The sequence below is a fragment of the Brachybacterium sp. AOP29-B2-41 genome, assembly GCF_052378395.1.
Lineage (GTDB): Bacteria > Actinomycetota > Actinomycetes > Actinomycetales > Dermabacteraceae > Brachybacterium.
Genome location: NZ_JBQSXR010000009.1, coordinates 51,263 through 70,593 on the forward strand (window position 1 = coordinate 51,263; position 19,331 = coordinate 70,593).

Below are 19,331 nucleotides of genomic sequence, written 5' to 3' on the forward strand. Positions count from 1 at the left end.
GGTCAGCTGGGGTGGATCAACGGTAGTGGTCGATCGACGGTCGGGGCGGCCTCACGGGACAGAGGCAGGCTCGGTCTCACCCCTCGTCGCCGACGGTGATCGCCTCGGCCTGCTCAAGGTCGGTGAGCTGGTGGTGGGTGCCGACTGCGGCCAGGTGGCGTCGGCCGCGGACCAGCATGAGCATCGAGATCACCAGCGCGCCCGCCGCGAGCAGGTAGGGGGCGCCGGCCACGGTCGCTGCCGCGAGCGGGCCCGCGATCGCCGGGGCGATCGCACCGCCGAGGAAGCGCACGCCCGAGTAGGCGGAGCTGGCGACGCCGCGGGGCAGGTCGGTGGCCTCCATGACCGTCTCGGTGAGCGCCGTGTTCATGATGCCCAGCAGCAGCCCGCCGATCACGATCAGCGTGATCAGACCGGTCATCGAGGTGTGGAAGATGCTCATCACCAGCATCAGCACCGCGAGCAGGCCGAGTGTGGTCAGCAGCGTGGGGATGAGTCCCAGCTTCCGGGTGAGCACCGGGGCGACGAACACCGAGGTGATCGCCAGGCCCAGCCCCCAGCCGAAGAACACCCCGCCGATGCCGAGGGCGCCGAACTCCATCCCGTGCGCGGCAGCCGCCGCCTCGAGCGGGAACGGGGAGTAGGCCAGCAGCGTGAAGAAGGCGAAGTTGTAGAAGATCGCGGTGAGCGCGAGGGTGCGCAGCGCCGGATGGGAGAGTGCCCGGAGGGAGGCCAGCGGCGAGACCGGTGCGGGACGTGCCTCCTTCTGCAGCAGCACCATGATCGCCAGGAAGCCGACGCCCATCAGCACCGCCGTGCCCGCGAAGGGGGCGCGCCAGGAGACGTTGCCGAGCAGCCCGCCCAGCAGCGGCCCGAAGGCCATGCCGATGCCGAGCGCCGTCTCGTACAGGATGATCGCGCCCGCGCTCGGCCCGGCGGTCGCGCCCACGATCGCGGCCAGCGCGGTGGAGATGAACAGGGCGTTCCCGAGGCCCCAGCCGGCACGCAGGCCGATGATCTCCCAGACGCTCCCTGCTCCTGCGGCCAGCGCCGCGAAGAGCACCACCAGCACCAGTCCGATCAGCAGCGTGCGCTTCACCCCGATCTTCGAGGCGAACCAGCTGGTGAAGAACATGGCGATCGCGGTGATGAAGAGGTAGCTGGTGAACAGCAGCATCGCCTGCGAGGGCGTCGCGTCCAGCTGGCTGCTGATCGCGGGGAGGATCGGGTCCACCAGGCCGATGCCCATGAACGACACGGTTGCGGCGAAGGCGATCGCCCACACGGACTTCGGCTGGCGGAACGCCTCGCGCAGGGTGGGTACTGCGGTCTGGATTGGTAACGCGGGCTGGGTGGGCGCCGCGTGCGGGGCGGGAGTCGCTGCAGTGGCCGGGGCGGTAGTGGGGGCGACGGCGGGTGCGTGGGGAGCGGCGGTGTGCTCGGGGGTATGTGCGGTCATGCGCTGGGGGTTCCTTCGGTGGGAAGTACGGCGGCGAGGGGGTGACGAGGCGGGGCGACGGATCCGCGACGGATCCGGCTCGGGGTCCGGCTCGGGATCCCTCGCAGGGTCGGGCTCGGCGTCAGCCGTCGTGGGCGTCGACGAGTCCGGCGAGGATCTCGGCGGCACGTTCGAGGGTTGCGAGGTCGGCGTCGGGCAGCGGCTCCAGGAGCGCACCCACACCGTCGGCGAGCTGGGACCGCCAGGCGGCGAGCTGCTGGATGCCCTGTTCCGTGGTGCTGACCAGCCAGGAGCGGGAATCCGCGGGGTCGGGCTCGCGGCGTACGAGCCCTTCCTCCTCGAGGCGCTTGATGACGGTGGTCGCCGTGGGGCGGGAGACCCGCTCGCGGTCGGCGATCTCGCTCAGGCGCAGCGGGCCGTGCCGGTCGATCGTGGCGACCACTCGCCAGGAGACGGTCCCGACGCCCACCTCGGAGCGTCGCGCCGCGAGCCGGGAGAACTGGCTGCAGACGAGGGCGAAGTGCTGGGGGAGCTCGCCGGGAAGCGAGGTGGGGGAAGTGGTCGACACGAGACGTCAATATAGTTAGCAATGCGAACCAGTGCAACGGGGCGGCCGGGCCGACGTGACAAGAAGATCGTTCGGCCGGAATGCGGCGGCCTTGAGGAATAGACGCCGGGAGAGGCTCGTTGGCGCAGGCGAGCACGATGAGACTGACGAGCACGCCCCGACGAGCACGACCCGACGAGCACGACGAGACCCGCCGCCCCGCGCTGTGCACCCGCTCTGTGCACCGCGCCGTGAAGGAGCATCCCGCATGACCGACCTGATGACACCGCTCGAGCTCGGGGAGCTCACGCTCCCCAACCGGATCGTGATGGCTCCGCTCACCCGCGCCCGCACCGGCGATGAACGGGTCCCCACGGAGCTCAACGCCGAGTACTACAGCCAGCGGGCAGGCGCCGGGCTGATCATCAGCGAGGCCACTTCCGTCAGCCCTCAGGGCGTGGGATACCACGGCACTCCCGGTATCTGGAACGACGCGCAGGTGGCAGGGTGGCAGAAGGTCACCGAAGCCGTGCATGCCGCGGGCGGCCGGATCGTCCTGCAGCTGTGGCACGTGGGCCGGATCTCCGATCCCGAGCTGCTCGGCGGGGAGGCGCCCGTCGCCCCCAGCGCCGTCGCCCCCGCCGGGCGCGTGGCACGACTGCGGCCCAAGCGTCCGTACGTGCAGCCGCGCGCGCTGGCCGTCGAAGAGATCCCCGGCATCGTCGAGGACTTCCGGCACGGTGCCCAGAACGCGAAGCGGGCCGGCTTCGACGGCGTGGAGATCCACGGCGCTAACGGCTACCTGATCGACCAGTTCCTCCAGGACAGCACCAACCAGCGCGCCGACGAGTACGGCGGCTCGGTGCGGAACCGGGCGCGCTTCCTGCTGGAGATCACCGACGCGGTCCTCGACGTCTGGGGCCCCGGCCGGGTGGGTGTGCATCTGCGCCCCCGCGGCGAGGAGCACGACATGGGCGACAGCGATCCTCGCGCGATCTTCGGCCACGTCGCCGAGGAGCTCGGGAGGAGGAAACTCGCCTTCCTGTTCATCCGCGAGGTGGAGGACGAGGACAGCCTCGTGGGCGTGATCCGCGGGCTCTTCGGTGGTCCCGTGATCGCCAATGACGAGATGACTGCGGCCGACGGTCAGCGGCTCCTCGAGGCCGGCGCGGCCGACGCGGTCGCCTTCGGCCGCGACTACATCGCCACCCCGGACCTCGCCGAGCGCATCGCGGCCGGCGCCGCGCTGAACCCGCAGCACAAGGCCACCTTCTATCCCGATACGGGCGAGGCGCTCTCCGTGGGCTACATCGACTACCCCACGATGGCCGAGGCGGCGCTCGCGGTCTGACGCCAGCAGTTCGCCCCGCCGACGGCTGAAACGGTCAGCGGCTCACCCTGCCATCAGCTGACCCTGCCCGCGGCTGAAACGGTCAGCGGCTCACAGGGTCCGCCGCGCCGCCGGAGAGCAGGGCGTCGAGGTCGCGCAGCCGTGGCGCTCCCTCCCAGTCCCCGGGGGTGGTGCAGGCCAGCGCCCCGCAGGCGTTCGCCCGGGCCAGCTGCGCGGGCACGTCGAGCCCGTCGAGCTGGGCGCTGAGGTAGCCGGCCACGAAGGCGTCCCCGGCGCCGACGGTGTCGACCACGTCGACCCGGTGTCCGGGCGCCTCGTGGATCGTGCCGCCCGCGAGGGCGGCGCCACCGTCGGCCCCGAGCTTCACGACCACCTGGCGTCCGTCGGCCTCCAGTGCGTGCAGCAGGGCGCGGTGGTCGGACTCCATGACGGCCGGCGCGAGGATCGAGAGCTCCTCCGGCCCGCCGAACACGACATCGACGTGCTCGAGGATCTCGCCCAGCAGCTCGCCGAGGCGCTCCCGCGATCCCAGCCGCGAGCGGTAGTTCACGTCCAGGCTGACCTGCACTCCTGCCGCTACCGCGCGCTGCACGGCAGCGACGTTCGTGGCGTGCGCGGTCTCCGAGAGCAGCGGGGTGATGCCGCTGAGGTGCAGGATCTCGGCCTCCTCGATGAGTCCTGCTGGGAGGTCGCCCGGGGTGAGTGCGGAGGCGGCGGACCCGGCCCGGTAGTAGTCCACGCGGGTGGTGGTCCCGCTGGGGCGGGACTTGATCATCAGGCCCGTCGGCCGCTCCGGATCGACCGTGCAGTGCACCTCGACGCCCTCGGCGCGGATCTCTCGGGCCACGCGCGTGCCCAGGGGGTCATCGCCCACCCGGCTCACCCACGCGGAGGGCACGCCCAGCCGGCGCAGCCCGATCGCGAGATTCGATTCCGCACCGCCCAGCGAGATGTCCACCGAGGGCAGATGGGCGAGCGAGCCGATCGTGGAGGTGCGCATCAGCGCCATGGTCTCGCCGACGGCCACCACGCGGGGCCCGGCCGACGCACGACCGCCCTCGGCCGGGACACTCATGCGCCGGCCTCGCGGGTGGTGACGCCGACGAACCTCGCCGCGCGCTCGGCCAGCTCCTCGAGGCTCCCGCCCCGGAGGGCATCGCCCAGCAGCGGCCCGCCCACGGAGACCGCCTCGGCCCCGGCCTGCAGCCAGGCCGCCGCCGCCTCGAGGTCCACTCCGCCGGAGGGGATGACGCGGATGCCGGGGAACGGTCCGCGCAGGTCCTTGAGGTAGCCGGGGCCCACCACAGAGGCCGGGAACACCTTGACCGCCGCCGCGCCCGCGGACCAGCCGGCGTGCAGCTCGCTCGGAGTGAGACCGCCGGACACGATCGGAATCCCGGACTCCGCAGCCGCTGCGAGCAGGTCCGCCCGGGTGATCGGGGTGACGATGTAGTGGGCACCGCGTTCGGCGGCGGTGCGCAGATCCGCCGGATCGGTGACGGTGCCGACGCCGATATCGAGCTGGTCCCCGAAGCGCTCCCTCAGGGCGGGCAGCTCGTCCAGGGTGCCGGGGGTGGACAGGGTGAGCTCGACGGAACGGATCCGGGCGCCGGCGAGGGCCTCCAGCACGGGGGCGTACTGATCGGCGCGCTCGCCGCGGATCACGACGATAAGCCGAGCGGCGGCGGTGCGCTCGGGAAGGGGCGGGCGAGGGGTGGGGGACATCGGGGCCTCCTGAGCGGTGCCGAGGTGCGCGGCGACATGGCTCGACGTGCACCGTTTTGGAATGCAAAACGTATGTTCCGGCATGCGTGACAGTCTAGCAAGAGTAGCTGGCCCGGACAGGTGACCGACCGGGCGGTCCCGCTGCGCCGCCCCACCCGCCCGTCTTCCCGTCGGCCCGCGCGCCTCTCGCGCCCATGTCGGCCACAATGGCCCTGTGACCCCAGCCAGCGCGACCATCGACACCGTCCTGACCCTGCTGCGCGGCGAGGAGCAGGATGAGGCCCAGCTCGAGCAGCTCGGCCTGGAGGCGCAGACGCTGCCGATCGGCGAGCTCGTCTACCTCGTGGAGACCCGCCCCGCGACCGAGGCTGCGCTGCTGTTCCGGGTGCTCGGCAAGACCGCCGCCCTGGCGGTGTTCGAGGCGCTGCCGGCGCATCACCAGGCCGAGCTGATCTCCGCGCTGCGCACCCAGCAGGTCGCCCACATCATCGGCGAGCTCGACCCTGACGACCGTGCCTCCCTGTTCGATGAGCTGCCGGCCTCGGTCGCCGAGCGGCTGATGCACGGCCTGGATGCCGCCGAGCGCGCGATGACCACCGCGGTCCTCGGCTATCCGCGCCACGCGATCGGTCGATACATGTCGCCCGAGGTGCTCACCCTGGCCCCCGGGCTCACCGTGAGAGAGGCGCTCGAGCATGTGCGCGCGCAGGCCGAGCAGGCCGAGACGATCTACCTGCTGCCCGTGGTGGATGATTCCCGCTTGCTGCTGGGCGTGGTGGGGCTGCGCCGCCTGCTGGTGGCCGACGGCGATGCGCTCGTGGGCGATATCGCCCACGTGCCGGTCAGCGCGACCGCGACCGATGACCGAGAGGATGCCGCGCGCCGCTTCTTCGCGGCGAAGCTGCTGGCCATGCCCATTGTGGACGGCGAAGGGCGGCTGGTCGGGATCGTGACCGTCGATGACGCCGTGGACATCATCGAGCGTGAGAACGCCGAGGATTCCGCCCGCACCAGCGGCTCCGAACCGCTGCCGCGCGCCTACCTCTCCACGCCGATCCTGCGCGTCGTGCGCAGTCGCATCGTCTGGCTGCTGGTGCTCGCGATCTCCGCGATCCTCACCGTCCAGGTGCTCGAGGTCTTCGAGGATCGGCTGGACCAGGTGGTGATCCTGGCGCTGTTCATCCCACTGCTGACCGGCACCGGCGGCAACACCGGAAACCAGGCCGCGACCACGGTGACCCGCGCGCTCGCCGTGGGCGAGGTGCGCGTGCGCGACCTGCCCCGGGTGGTGTGGCGCGAGCTGCGGGTGGGCACGGTGCTCGGCGTGGTCCTCGGAGCGCTCGGCTTCCTGGTCGCGGGCCTCGTCTACGGCTGGGCGATCGGGGCGGTGATCGGCACGACGCTGCTGTCGATCTGCGCCATGGCCGCGATCGTGGGCGGGATGATGCCGCTGATCGCGAAGCGGGTGGGCGCGGACCCGGCGGTGTTCTCCAATCCCTTCATCTCGACCTTCTGCGATGCCACCGGCCTGATCATCTACTTCACGATCGCGACGGCCGTGCTGGGTCTCTGAGGCCGACGGGCCCCTCGCCAGCGGGCGCTTGACGCGTCCTGCGCGGCACCGCATACTGGCTGACACGAAGGTGTCGAAGCGCTTCGACTGCACCTGAGTGACCCCCTCCCCGAACTGACGAGGTGGCGAGTTCGATCGTGTCGAAGCGCTTCGACTAGTGGTGCGGAAGAGCGGACGAGGAGGTGCGGAGATGGCGACGATGAGTGATGTGGCGCGCGAGGCCGGCGTCGCGCTGAGCACCGTCTCCTACATGCTCTCGGGGGACAAGCCGGTCGCAGCCGCCACCCGTGAGCGCATCGAGCTCGCGATGCGGGAGCTCGGCTACCGCCCCAACGCGATCGCCCGCAGCCTCGCCAGTCGGCGCACCCGGATCCTCGCCCTGCACCTGCCGGAGTTCGATGTCTCCGCCGGCGAGACCGTCTTCGAGATCGTCCGCGGGGCGTACGACCGTGCCGCCGAGCGGGGCTACCTGCTCACCGTGTGGCCGATCGCCTCGCAGCGAGCCCCTCAGGAGCTCTCCGACCTGGTGGGTCAGGGGCACGCCGACGGGGTGCTGCTGGTCGAGGTGGCGCTCGACGATCCGCGGATCGAGAGCCTGCAGGACGCAGACGTCCCCTTCTTCTCCGTCGGCCGCAGCCGCGAGAGCGAGCAGCTGCACTACATCGACATCGACTTCGAGGCCACCATCGCCCATGCGCTCGACGCGCTGGTCGATTCCGGGCACCGGGACCTGATGCTGATCGGCCGCTCCCGCGAGATGGAGGCCTCCGGCTACGGCCCGGCCGTGCGCTCCCATGAGGACTTCTCCCGCCTCGCCCAGGAGCGGGGCCTCGCACACCGCGAGTACGCCCTGGATCCCAGCCCGCAGGCAGGCCGCGAGCTGGCCCGCGAGGTGTTCACCGCCGGCCCGCGCCCGGATGCGGTGGTGGCGATGAACGATCTCGCCGTCGTCGGCTTCGTCAACGAGCTGCAGGCCATGGGACTGGACGTGCCCGAAGACCTCTCCATCGTCACCGTCGTCTCCTCCAAGCGCACGGCGTCGATGACCACCCCGAGCCTGGCCTCCTGGCGGGCACCGGGAGAGGAGATGGGACGACGGGCGGTCGACGGCCTGCTCGACCAGCTCGCGGCACCCCACGCCCCGCCCACGCAGGTGCTGGTCGCCTGTGCGCCGTTCGACGGGGGATCGGTCCAGGACCGACGGCCCACCGGCTGAGCGAACTTCCACGCAGCACCCGGCATCACCGGCATCACCGCAGGACCCGCACCCGCAGGACCCCGCAGGACCCACAGGACCCCGCACCACCCGCACGACCCGCAGGACCTCGCACCACCCGCACCACCCGCAGGACCCCACCCGAGGGTCCTTCCCACAAGGAAGTAGGACACCATGAAGCGCAGGAAATTCACCACCCTCCTCACCGCCTCCGCACTCGGCGCCGCCGCCATGCCCGCCCTCAGCGCCTGCGGCGGCAGCGGCGGCGGTTCAGGCGACGGCACCTCACTGGTGATCTGGCATTACGAGAACGAGGACTCCGCGATGGGGCAGGCCTGGGCGCTGGCCCAGGAGATCTTCGAGGAGGCGCATCCCGAGGTCACCGTCACCGTCGAGAAGCAGACCTTCGAGCAGCTGCAGAAGAACGCGACCATCGTGCTCACCGGCGACGACGTCCCGGATCTGATGGAGTTCAACAAGGGCAACTCCACCGCCGGGCAGCTCGCCGCGCAGGGCCTGATCGAGCCGTTCACCGAGATCGCGACCGAGAAGGGCTGGGATCAGAAGCTCTCCGCGAGCCTGCAGACCACCTCCCGCTACGACGAGTTCGGCCTGATGGGCTCCGGCGACTGGTTCGGCCTGCCCAACTACGGCGAGTACGTCTACGTCTTCTACAACCAGCGGATGTTCGACGAGGCCGGGGTCGCCGTCCCGACCACGCTCGAGGAGTTCGAGGACGTCCTGCAGACCTTCGTCGACAAGGACATCATCCCGCTGGCCGGCGCCGGCGCGGAGTACCCCGCCGGGCAGCTCTGGTACCAGCTCGCCCTCGCCCACGCCGACCGTGACTTCGTGGACGCCTACCAGCTCTTCGACGGGGAGGTCGACTGGGCGGCGGATCCGATCCTGGCCGGCGCCCAGCGCTTCGCCGACTGGGTCGCCAAGGGCTACCTCGCCGGCGACTCCGCCGGCCTGACCGCCGAGGACATGGGCACCGCCTTCATCTCCGGCACCTACCCGATCATGTTCTCCGGCTCGTGGTGGTTCGGCCGCCTGGTGGCGGAGATGACCGACGAGTGGGGGCAGTTCCTCTTCCCCGGCTCCGACCTCACCATCGGCTCCTCGGGGAACCTCTGGGTGGTGCCCGCCAACGCCGCGAACAAGGACCTCGCCTACGAGTTCATGGAGATCACCATGTCCCAGGAGGTCCAGGACCTGCTCGGGGCGAAGGGCGGCCTGCCGGTCGCGGGGGACACCTCGGCGATCGAGGACGAGAAGACCCGGGAGATGACCGAGAACTTCGCGGCCGTCAACGAGTCCGATGGCCTCGCGTTCTACCCGGACTGGCCCGTCGCCGGGTTCTACGACCAGGTCGTCAGCGCGATGCAGTCCCTCATCAACGGCTCCAAGTCTCCGGAGCAGGCGATGGCCGAGCTCGGAGAGGTCTACGCGACCGGTCGCTCCGACCTCACCGGTGAGTGAGACCAGCACAGTCACCCGGGCGGGCTGCAGCAAGCGGCCCGCCCTCCCCAGGGAGGAAGCATGTCCACCACAGTCGCCCCACCGTCGTCGACATCCGTCGCGCGACCCCCGCGGAGACGGCGCCCTCGCAGCGCCGCCGCCGGGTACTGGCCCTATCTGATCCCCGGTCTGCTCTCGTTCGGCGTCATCATCCTGGTGCCGTTCCTGCTGAACATCTGGTACAGCCTGCACAGCTGGAAGGGCGGGCTGTCCCCGAAGCGCTGGATCGGTCTGGACAACTACGTCGCGCTGCTGTCCGACGACGCGTTCTGGCTCTCGTTCCGCAACTCGCTGTCGATGATCGCGGCGATGGTGGTGGTCCCCACCCTGCTGGGCCTGCTGCTGGCCGCGGTGCTGTTCGACTACGTCGCCAAGCACTGGAACAGCAGGGTCGCCGCGTTCCTCCGCGCCACCTACTACCTGCCGCAGATCCTGCCGATCTCGGTGGCCGGCATCGTCTGGAACTGGATCCTGAACAGCCAGACCGGAGCGGTCAACGTGCTGCTGCGGGGGATCGGGATCGAGGCTCCGCCGAACTGGCTGGGCAGTCCCACCCTCGCCCTCGGCTCCGTGATGCTGGTGCTGATATGGATCCAGATCGGCTATCCCACGGTGATCTTCATGTCCGCCCTGGCGCGGGTGGATCCCGAGCTGTACGAGGCGGCCGAGCTCGACGGTGCCGGCTGGTTCGCCCGCTTCCGCGCCATCACCATCCCGCAGATCTCCCCGGAGACCTTCGTGATCGTTCTGACCTGCACCATCGCCGCCCTGAAGGTGTTCGCGCCGATCTACGTGCTCACCCGAGGCGGTCCTGAGGGGTCCACGCTGGTGCCCTCGTACTACTCGTTCCTGAACTTCTTCGACACTTCGCGGGTGGGCTACGGCGCCGCGATCGCGACGGTGCTGACGCTCATCATCATCATCGTCGCGGGCGGCATCCAGGTGCTCCAGAACCGCAGTGCCCGCAAGTCAGAGGAGGGCCGCTGAGATGGCCGCAGTGATCACCGGCAGCCCCGTCCCGTCGAGCTCCACCCCGTCGAACTCCACCCCGTCAGGTCCCGGACCGTCGGGCGGCGCGTCCGTCGGGCGTCGGCGCAACCGCCACCAGCGGGGCCTGACCCGCTGGCTGGTGCTGGCCGGAGCGCTCCTGGTGGGGCTGCTCATGGTGGCCCCCTTTGTGCTCATGATCCTCAACGCTTTCAAGTCACCCGCGGACTACTCCGCCGGCGGGCCGCTGTCGCTGCCGCGGGAGATCTACCTCGACGGGATCATCGCGTTCTGGGAGCGCGTGAACTTCCCGATCAAGCTCTGGAACTCGCTCTGGACCTCGACCCTGGTCGCCGTACTCGCGGTGCTGCTGTCCCTGCTGAACGCCTACGCGATCGGGGTGGGCAGGGTGAAGGGCCGGCTCTGGCTGGTGGCCCTGTTCCTGATGGCGAACATGCTCCCGCAGGAGGTGCTGATCTACCCCCTGTTCAACATGGCGCGGCAGGTCGGACTCACCGACAACCCGTGGTCGATCGTCATCATCTTCACGGTCGTCCAATCCGCGTTCGGCACCTATCTGCTCTCCTCCGTGCTGGGCACCTTCCCGCCGGCACTGCTGGAGGCGGCGCAGCTCGACGGCGCCACCCGCTGGCAGATCCTGTGGCGGATCGTCTACCCCGTGGTGCGCCCCACCATGTCCGTGCTGATGATCTTCTTCTTCATCTGGACCTGGAACGAGTTCTTCATCCCGCTGGTGATGCTCACCAGCAACGACAACCAGACGATCCCGATCGCGCTGTCCTCGCTCCAGGGTGACCGCATGCTCGACGTCCCCACCTTGAACGCAGGTGCGCTGCTGTCGCTGCTGCCGACGTTCATCTTCTTCCTCATCTTCCAGCGCACCCTCACCCGCGGCGTCACCGCCGGCGCGGTGAAGTGACCCTCCGGATTCCCGGCACTCTGCATAGAAAGGGGCGCTGACCATGCGCTTCACCAACGGATACTGGATGGACCGGGAGGGCTTCACGGTTCAGCGTGGCAGCCAGGTCCACGACCTCCAGATCGACGACGAGGCCGGACGCCTCCGCGCCTTCGCCCCTGTCCGGCCCGTCCGCGGCCGCGGGGACACCCTGAACAACCCCCAGCTCACCGTCACCTATGAGGCGGTCGCCGAGGGCGTGATCCGGGTGCGGGTGGAGAACCATCGCGGGGTGGCCGCCCCGCAGCCCCGTTTCGAGGTCGCTGCGGATCCCAGCTACCGCGGCACCATCGAGTCCGCGGCCGACGGGTGGACCACGCTCCGCGCGGGCGACCTCACCCTGACCATCGGCGTCGGCGAGCAGTGGCAGGCGGACTTCAGCTCCGCCGGCCGCGCGCTCACCAGCTCGATGCGTCGTTCCATCGCCCACGTCGTCGCACCGGACGGGCAGCACCACATGCACGAGCAGCTCAGCCTGCAGCCGGGGGAGAGCGTCTACGGCCTCGGCGAACGGTTCGGCGCCTTCGTGAAGAACGGGCAGAGCGTCGACATCTGGAACGAGGACGGCGGCACCACCTCGGAGCAGGCGTACAAGAACGTCCCGCTCTACCTCACCTCGCGCGGCTATGGCGTGTTCGTCGAGGACACCGGCGGGGTCTCCTTCGAGGTCGCCTCCGAGATGACCACCCGGGTGCAGTTCTCCGTCGAGGGCCAGTCGCTGAGCTACCTGGTGATCGACGGCCCCACCCCCAAGGACGTGCTGCGTCGTTACACCGCCCTGACCGGCCGGCCGCCGCTGGTGCCGGAGTGGTCCTACGGGCTGTGGCTGTCCACCTCCTTCACCACCGATTACGACGAGGCCACGGTCATGTCGTTCATCGACGGGATGGAGGAGCGCGGCATCCCGCTGTCCGTGTTCCACTTCGACTGCTTCTGGATGCGCGGCTTCACCTGGACCGACTTCGTGTGGGACCCGGCCACGTTCCCGGACCCGGAGGGGCTGATCCGTCGGCTCCATGAGCGGGGCCTGAAGGTGTGCGTGTGGATCAACCCCTACATCGCCCAGAAGTCGGTGCTGTTCGACGAGGGCCTCGAGCACGGCTACCTGGTCCGCACCACCGACGGCAACCTCTGGCAGACGGACCTCTGGCAGGCCGGGATGGCACTGGTGGACTTCACGAACCCCGACGCGGTCGCCTGGTACCGCAGCAAGCTCGAGGGCCTGCTGGACATCGGCGTGGACTGCTTCAAGACCGACTTCGGGGAGCGGATCCCGGTGCGGGACATCGCCTGGCACGACGGCTCCGACCCGGAGAAGATGCACAACTACTACACGCATCTGTTCAACCGCACCGTGTTCGACCTGCTGGTGGAGCGGCAGGGGGAGGGCGAAGCGATCCTCTTCGCCCGCTCCGCGACCGCCGGCGGCCAGCAGTTCCCGGCCCACTGGGGCGGGGACAACGACTCCTCCCTGCCCTCGATGGGGGAGACCCTGCGCGGCGGGCTCTCGCTCGCACTGTCCGGCTTCGGCTACTGGAGCCACGACATCGGCGGCTTCGAAGGGGCACCGGATCCGACGGTGTTCAAGCGCTGGCTCGCCTTCGGCCTGCTCTCCTCCCACTCGCGCCTGCACGGCTCGAGCTCCTACCGGGTGCCGTGGGCCTTCGACGACGAGGCGGTGGACGTGGCCCGCCGCTTCACGCTGCTGAAGCAGCAGCTGGTGCCCTACCTGCAGCAGATGGCGCTCCAGGCGCATGAGCAGGGCACCCCGATCCTGCGCCCGATGGTGCTCGAGTTCCCGGAGGATCGCACCTGCCACGCTCTCGACACCCAGTACATGCTCGGCGACTCGCTGCTGGTCGCCCCGGTGTTCTCGCCCGACGGCGAGGTCGAGTTCTACCTGCCCGAGGGCCGCTGGACCTCCGTGTTCGACGGGACCGTCGAGGCCGGCGGGCGCTGGCTGCGCCAGCAGCACGGGTTCATGACCCTGCCGCTGTACCTCCGCGAGGGCGCGGAGCTGGCGATCGACGTCGCGGCGATCGACGCGGCGGCGGCCGACGTGGCCGCGAGCGCCGTGGCCGCGATCCACGGCTGAGCCACGGCGCCACGCCGCCCGGACCACCCGGACCACCCGGGCCAGCCAGACCGCCCGGGTCCCCGGCGCCGCCCGGGCCGCTCGCGCCAGCGATGCCGGTCGATTCCGAGCCAGATCAGCCCTGATTCTGGCTCGGAATCGACCGATTATGACGCAGGCTGAGAACCGCACTCGTCTAGCCTGACTGGATGAGCATCACCCTTTCGATCGACTCGCGGAAGCTCGACATCCTCGGCATCATGCCGACCACCGCAGGTGGTCTTGGGGTCGCGCTCACCGTCTGGGGGCAACTGGCGCGGCAAGAGCTGTATTCGTTCTATGTGTTCAACGGGCATGGGACGGCGGACGGCCTCATGCTGATCGCCTTCATTCCAGGGGCGATCTGTGCCGTTCTCGCCCTTGCGCTCGGCATGGCCAGTCTGCGTAGCCGGGCCAGTGGGAGAACGTGGGCGATAGTGGGCCTCGTTGCGGGAGCTGTCGCGGTCGCCTTCATGGTGTCCGGCATACCCGTTGATCTGGTGCTGAACCCCCGGATTCCGCAAGGGCCCCTGTGAGCATCGTTGGCGCGATCGCGGTGCGCTCCTGAATCGACCGCTTTCGGCACGGCCACAATCCCGCGGGCCCGTAGCGTAGCCGGGTGAGTCGCACGAGCCCCAGCAGCGCCCAGATGGTCGATGGCCTAGGGCGCTACTCAGTTACCGCTGGCGTCCTCGCGGTCGCGCTCTCAGTGATCGCACGAATGCCCGTGGCGTACATGCGTGCCTCTGAGATCAGCTCTGGCCACCTGGCGGCACTGACGCTGTCAACGTCTCCTTGACCGGCATCCCCGTCGGCCTGGTGCCGGAGAGCCGGATCGGGCCAGGGGCCTGGTAAGGACGTCGGCAGCACCACTTCTCCGAGTGTGACCGCTCAGCCCACGCCCGGGACCGGGTCCCGTGGGGCGCTGGCTGCCAGCGGCCCGATCACTCCGGGGCGACCCATTCCGCCAGCTGCTTCGCCGAGACGTCGGCGAGCCACTTCTGCCACAGCGGCCCGAAGGTGATGCGGCGTGCGCCGAGCTCGGTCAGGGCGGACAGCGTGCCGGCACCGTGGCCCGTCACCGGATGGGCGGTCACGTTGACCGGCACCGAGACCGCGCCGACGAGTGCGGTGACCTGCTCCGCGGTGGTCAGCCCGACGGGGTACACGGCGCGGGCACCGGCACCCTCCATCAGCTGGATGCGCTCGACAGCTTCCGCCAGCGGGTCCGGAAAGACGTCCGTGCCGAGCTTGACCGCATCGGTGCGTCCGTTGAGCACGAACGGCACCCCGGCGGCGTCGGCCGCACTGCGGGCTGCGGCGATGTAGTCGGCGTGCTCCTGCCGATCGCGGACCCGCTTCCCCTCCCCGTGGACTACGTCCTCGATGTTCGCTCCTGTGGCGCCGGCCTCGAGCAGACGCTCGATCAGCTCCTCCGGGTCCAGGCCGTAGCCGGATTCGACGTCCGCGCTGACGGGCACCTCGACGTCCCCGGTGATCCGCGCGACCACCGCGAGGTAGTCGGCGAAGTCCATGTTCTCGCCGTCGGCGCTGCCGAGGGAATCCGCCACCGGGTGGCTGCCCACGGTGAGTGCGCGGAACCCCGCCTGCACGGCGACCCGGGCGCTCCAGACGTCCCAGACGGTGGGAAGGACCAGCACCTCGCCGGAGTCATGCAGTGCGGCGAGCGTCGTGGCACGGTCAGCGGTGTGGGACATGGTGGCCTCCTGAAGGGTCGGTCCTGCCACCATAGGCGTCGCCGAAGAGGGCGGGAAGGTACCTGTCGATCGCGTTCTTCCCCGGACGAGAAGTGCTCCTCGATCACGGCGACGAGCAGCGGCAGCTCGGAGCAGCTCCAGCAGCTCACGGGGTCCGACTACGTCTGCGGTGATGATGCGGTCGGCGAGTCGATCCACCATGTGTACGGAGAAAGATTTCGGGAATACCGCCCGATAGACTTCGAAACCGTGCGCCCGAGGACGGGCGTCGACCACGCCCGCGAGCTGCCGGAGAGCGATCCCCATGACGCCCACGCCCCGTGAACGACTCCACCTCGAGACCGGTTGGCGGTTCCGCCGGGTGGCGCCGGACCAGGTGGACCGTGCCCTCGACTACGTGCCGTGGCCTGAGCTCGGTGAGGCGCAGGACGGCAAGGACGCCGATGCCCGCCCCGAGCAGGTGCGCCACGACGCCGCCGAGACCGGCCTGCGGCCATGGATCCAGCCGGGCGCGAACGCCTTCCTCCGCGATCCCGCACAGCATGCGCAGCGACCGGACCAGCAGCCACCCGTCGCCCCTGATGCGGCTGATCCGGCACTGGACGACAGCGACTGGCAGCAGGTCGTCGTGCCTCACGACTGGGCGATCGCCGGGCCCTTCCTCGTCGACGGCCCTCACGGCGGTATGGGGCGCCTGGAGAGCTGGGGTGTGGGCTGGTACCGCCGCGAGCTCGAGATCCCGGTGGAGGACGCGGGCCGCTCGATCCACCTGGACATCGACGGGGCGATGTCCTACACCTCGGTGTGGCTGAACGGCTCCCTCGTGGGCGGCTGGCCCTACGGATACAACAGCTGGCGCCTGGACCTCACGCCTCACCTCGTCCCGGGCGGACGGAACCTGCTCGCGATCCGCCTGGACAACCCGCCCCGCTCGGCCCGCTGGTACCCGGGCGGAGGGCTCTACCGCAATGTCTGGCTGGTCAAGACCTCCCCGGTCGCCGTCGCGCACTGGGGCACGACGATCACCACCCCCGAGGTGAGCGCGGAGTCTGCTGTCGTCGAGATTGAGGTGGCCCTCGAGAACGCCGGGTCGGATCCGGTCACCGTGCAGGTCACCACGGAGATCTTCAAGATCCCCGGTTCGCCCGCCGAACACGATGCTCCCGCCGCGGATGGCGACCCTGTCGAGCACGGCGCACCCGTCGGACAACGAGCCCCCGTCGAGCGCAGCGCCCCCGTCGCCCGGACCGAGCCGCTCACCGTCGCCGTCGGCCCCGGTGCTGCGGCGAGAACCACCGCGTCGGCCCGGATCGAGGCGCCCTCCCTCTGGGGCCCGCCGCCCACCCAGCACCCCCACCGCTATCTCGCGGTCACCACGCTGCGCCGGGGCGAGGAGATCCTGGACCAGGTCGAGACGCCCTTCGGCGTGCGCCGGATCGAGTTCGACGCCGACGAGGGCCTGCTCGTGAACGGCGAGAAGATCCGGATCCAGGGGGTGAACAACCACCACGACCTCGGCGCTCTTGGCGCGGCGTTCCACGAGCGCGCCGCTGAGCGCCAGCTCGAGATCCTGCAGGAGATGGGGGCGAATGCGCTGCGCACGGCCCATAATCCGCCTGCGCCGGAGCTGCTGGATCTCACCGACCGGATGGGCATCCTGGTGCTCGACGAGGTGTTCGACTCCTGGTACGCGCGCAAGACCGATCTGGACTTCCACCTGATCTTCGAGGACTGGCACGAGGCGGATCTGCGGGCGATGATCCGGCGCGACCGCCACCACCCCTCCGTGATCCTGTGGGGGATCGGCAACGAGGTCGGCGAGCAGTACACGGACCAGGAGGGCGCCCTGGTCGCACGGCGACTGGTCGAGATCGCCCACGAGGAGGATCCCAGCCGCCTGACCACCACGGCCATGAACTACGCGAAGCCGCACATGCCCCTGCCCGCCGAGGTCGACGTCATCGGCATCAACTATCAGGGCGAGGGCATCCGGCAGGAGCCGGTGTTCGAGGGCACCGACCGGATCCGCACCCCACCCCAGTACGGCCGGTTCCGCGAGGCCTTCCCCGACACGCCGATCATGGGCAGCGAGACCTCCTCCGCACTGTCCACCCGCGGCACCTACCTGTTCCCCGTCGCGGAAGGGCAGAGCAACCCGGCACGGGACGGTGCCGGCGCCGACGACGCGACCTGCATGGTCAGCGCCTACGAGCTCTACGCGGTGGACTTCGGCTCCACGGCGGAGAAGGTCTTCGCCTCCCTCGAGCACTATCCGTTCGTGGCCGGTGAATTCGTGTGGACCGGCTTCGACTACCTGGGCGAGCCAACCCCGTACTACAGCGCCCGCAGCTCCTACACGGGCATCGTGGACCTCGCCGGATTCCCCAAGGACCGGTTCTGGCTCTACCGCGCGCACTGGCGGCCCGAGGTGCCCACTGCCCACTTGCTGCCGCACTGGACCTGGCCCGGCCGCGAGGGCGAGGTGACTCCGGTGCACGTGTTCACCTCAGGAGATGAGGCCGAGCTGTTCGTGAACGGGGTCTCCCAGGGCCGGCGCGCCATGCAGCCCGGTCAGTTCCGGCTGCGCTGGGACGAGATGGTCTACGCCCCCGGGGAGGTGCGCGTGCAGACCTACCGCGACGGCGCGCCGTGGGCCGAGGACGTCGTGCGCACCGCCGGCGCCCCCGCCCGCCTCGCCCTCGCAGCGGATCGCGACCACATCGCTGCCGACGGTCGTGACCTGGCGTTCCTCACCGCACGGGTGCTCGACGCCGACGGGATCGAGGTCCCTACGGCCGGCCACCTGCTGCACTTCACGGTGGAGGGGCCGGGCACCCTGGTGGCCACCGACAACGGCGATCCCACTGACCTGAATGCCTTCCCGTGTCCGCAGCGCAGGGCCTTCAGCGGCAAGGCCCTGGCCATCGTGCGCGGCGAGGCCAGTGAGGGAGGCGCAGAGGGGGAACTCCGGATCACCGTGAGCGCGGCCGGGCTCGAGAGCGCGCAGCTGCGGGTGGCCCTGGCGGCGTTCGAGGGTACCGAGGGCGCAGGAGACATCGCGGGCTGAACCCTCACGCTCCGTGCGAGTGGTGGCATGGGCCGACCATCGGCCCACCGGGACTTTGTACAGCACGATCCCGGTCGATTCCGAGCCAGATCGGTGAAGGTTCTGGCTCGGAATCGACCGGGATCGCGTGGATGATGCCGCGGACGGCGCCGGTAACGGGGGTGGGCCGGCCCCGGGGCCGGCCCAGGGGGATCGCCCGCGATGCCGGCCCACGGCGCGGAGCCATAGCCCCCGCCGAACGGGACTACTTGCTGAAGCCCGCCGTCAGGCCGCTCACGAGCTGGCGACGGCCCGCGATGTACAGCACCAGGATGGGCAGCGCGGAGAGCATCACCGCGGCCAGAACGGCCGGGATGTTCACCGTGAACTCGCCCTGGTAGGCCCACAGCGACAGCGGCAGCACACGCTTGTCAGAGCTCTGGGTGAGCACCAGCGGGAACAGGAATCCGTTCCACACCTGCAGCGCGTCATAGATGCCCACGGTGACCACAGCAGGCTTCGCCAGCGGCAGCACCAGCGAGCGGAACATCTGCCAGTCGTTGGCCCCGTCGATGGTCATCGACTCGTACAGCTCCTTGGGAACGTCCCGCAGGAAGTTCGTCAGGATCAGGATGGTGATCGGGATCGCGAAGGCGATCGAGGGCAGGATCAGCGCCCACAGGGTGTCGTACAGCCCCAGCTGCACGATCAGGTAGTAGATCGGGATGATCGTGGCCTGCAGCGGGATCGCGATCCCCATCAGGAACAGCCTCTGGCTGAACTTCGCCAGTCGGGTGCGGGAGCGCACGATGACGTACGCGGCCAGCAGCGAGGCGGTCACCACCGCGAACACGGTGATCACGGTGACGAACACGGAGTTCGCGAAGTAGCGCAGGAAGTCGTTCTCGAGCACGTAGCGGAACGGCTCGAGGGTGAAGTTGGAGGGCAGCGACAGCGGGTTAGAGGAGTAGTAGTCCTCTCGCGGCCGCACGCTGGTGACGACGATGTAGTAGATCGGCACCAGGATCACCAGCAGCCAGGCGAAGCCCAGCAGACCGCCGACGACATTGGGGGAGCGGTGGGTTCTCGTGCTCAT

15 protein-coding genes are annotated in these 19,331 nt (G+C 69.9%); 9 read left to right on the forward strand and 6 right to left on the reverse strand.

Annotation, left to right across the window (positions count from 1 at the left end; genetic code table 11):
• Positions 1 to 76: 76 nt before the first annotated feature.
• Together ACT3T9_RS10295 and ACT3T9_RS10300 are read right to left on the reverse strand one after the other, a co-directional pair.
• Complete coding sequence (locus ACT3T9_RS10295) at positions 77 to 1,459, reverse strand: MFS transporter (RefSeq protein ID WP_444606553.1); 1,383 nt, start codon at positions 1,457 to 1,459, stop codon at positions 77 to 79.
• Positions 1,460 to 1,580: 121 nt separating this feature from the next.
• The gene (locus ACT3T9_RS10300) at positions 1,581 to 2,027 is read right to left on the reverse strand and encodes a MarR family winged helix-turn-helix transcriptional regulator (RefSeq protein ID WP_444606554.1); all 447 of its coding nucleotides are present in this window, start codon (positions 2,025 to 2,027) and stop codon (positions 1,581 to 1,583) included.
• A gap of 247 nt (positions 2,028 to 2,274) precedes the next feature.
• Between ACT3T9_RS10300 and ACT3T9_RS10305 the strand changes: the two genes are divergently transcribed.
• A complete protein-coding gene (locus tag ACT3T9_RS10305) occupies positions 2,275 to 3,357 on the forward strand; it encodes an alkene reductase (RefSeq protein ID WP_444606555.1) in 1,083 nt (360 codons plus the stop codon).
• Between the two features lie 82 nt (positions 3,358 to 3,439).
• Here ACT3T9_RS10305 and ACT3T9_RS10310 read toward each other — a convergent pair whose 3' ends face one another.
• Entirely contained in the window at positions 3,440 to 4,432 is a 993-nt protein-coding gene (locus tag ACT3T9_RS10310) for a sugar kinase (RefSeq protein WP_444606556.1), read from the reverse strand.
• The gene (locus ACT3T9_RS10315; protein ID WP_444501936.1) at positions 4,429 to 5,082 is read right to left on the reverse strand and encodes a bifunctional 4-hydroxy-2-oxoglutarate aldolase/2-dehydro-3-deoxy-phosphogluconate aldolase; all 654 of its coding nucleotides are present in this window, start codon (positions 5,080 to 5,082) and stop codon (positions 4,429 to 4,431) included. Before ACT3T9_RS10315 ends, ACT3T9_RS10310 begins: the two co-directional genes overlap by 4 nt.
• 214 nt (positions 5,083 to 5,296) lie before the next feature.
• Here ACT3T9_RS10315 and mgtE point away from each other — a divergent pair, with 214 nt between their 5' ends.
• The 7 genes from mgtE (at position 5,297) to ACT3T9_RS10350 (ending at position 14,007) form a co-directional block, all read left to right on the forward strand.
• A complete protein-coding gene (mgtE, locus tag ACT3T9_RS10320) occupies positions 5,297 to 6,655 on the forward strand; it encodes a magnesium transporter (RefSeq protein ID WP_441444256.1) in 1,359 nt (452 codons plus the stop codon).
• 190 nt (positions 6,656 to 6,845) lie between these two features.
• Positions 6,846 to 7,871, forward strand: coding sequence for a LacI family DNA-binding transcriptional regulator (locus ACT3T9_RS10325; protein WP_444501937.1), 1,026 nt, complete (start codon positions 6,846 to 6,848; stop codon positions 7,869 to 7,871).
• Between the two features lie 174 nt (positions 7,872 to 8,045).
• Positions 8,046 to 9,353, forward strand: coding sequence for an ABC transporter substrate-binding protein (locus tag ACT3T9_RS10330; protein ID WP_444501938.1), 1,308 nt, complete (start codon positions 8,046 to 8,048; stop codon positions 9,351 to 9,353).
• A 60-nt stretch (positions 9,354 to 9,413) separates the two neighbouring features.
• A complete protein-coding gene (locus ACT3T9_RS10335) occupies positions 9,414 to 10,379 on the forward strand; it encodes a carbohydrate ABC transporter permease (protein WP_441444259.1) in 966 nt (321 codons plus the stop codon).
• 1 nt (position 10,380) lies between these two features.
• On the forward strand, positions 10,381 to 11,319 hold the full coding sequence (locus ACT3T9_RS10340; RefSeq protein WP_444606557.1) for a carbohydrate ABC transporter permease: 939 nt from the start codon (positions 10,381 to 10,383) through the stop codon (positions 11,317 to 11,319).
• A 43-nt stretch (positions 11,320 to 11,362) separates the two neighbouring features.
• The gene (yicI, locus tag ACT3T9_RS10345) at positions 11,363 to 13,453 is read left to right on the forward strand and encodes an alpha-xylosidase (protein WP_444606558.1); all 2,091 of its coding nucleotides are present in this window, start codon (positions 11,363 to 11,365) and stop codon (positions 13,451 to 13,453) included.
• A gap of 188 nt (positions 13,454 to 13,641) precedes the next feature.
• A complete protein-coding gene (locus ACT3T9_RS10350; protein ID WP_444606559.1) occupies positions 13,642 to 14,007 on the forward strand; it encodes a hypothetical protein in 366 nt (121 codons plus the stop codon).
• A 408-nt stretch (positions 14,008 to 14,415) separates the two neighbouring features.
• Here the strand turns inward: ACT3T9_RS10350 and ACT3T9_RS10355 are convergent, their stop codons facing one another.
• On the reverse strand, positions 14,416 to 15,189 hold the full coding sequence (locus ACT3T9_RS10355; protein ID WP_444606560.1) for an isocitrate lyase/PEP mutase family protein: 774 nt from the start codon (positions 15,187 to 15,189) through the stop codon (positions 14,416 to 14,418).
• A 304-nt stretch (positions 15,190 to 15,493) separates the two neighbouring features.
• On the opposite strand from ACT3T9_RS10355, the gene galB reads away from it, so the two are divergent.
• Positions 15,494 to 18,256, forward strand: a complete 2,763-nt coding sequence (gene galB / locus ACT3T9_RS10360) for a beta-galactosidase GalB (RefSeq protein ID WP_444606561.1) — start codon at positions 15,494 to 15,496, stop codon at positions 18,254 to 18,256.
• 244 nt (positions 18,257 to 18,500) lie between these two features.
• Here galB and ACT3T9_RS10365 read toward each other — a convergent pair whose 3' ends face one another.
• The gene (locus ACT3T9_RS10365) at positions 18,501 to 19,331 is read right to left on the reverse strand and encodes a carbohydrate ABC transporter permease (protein WP_444501944.1); all 831 of its coding nucleotides are present in this window, start codon (positions 19,329 to 19,331) and stop codon (positions 18,501 to 18,503) included.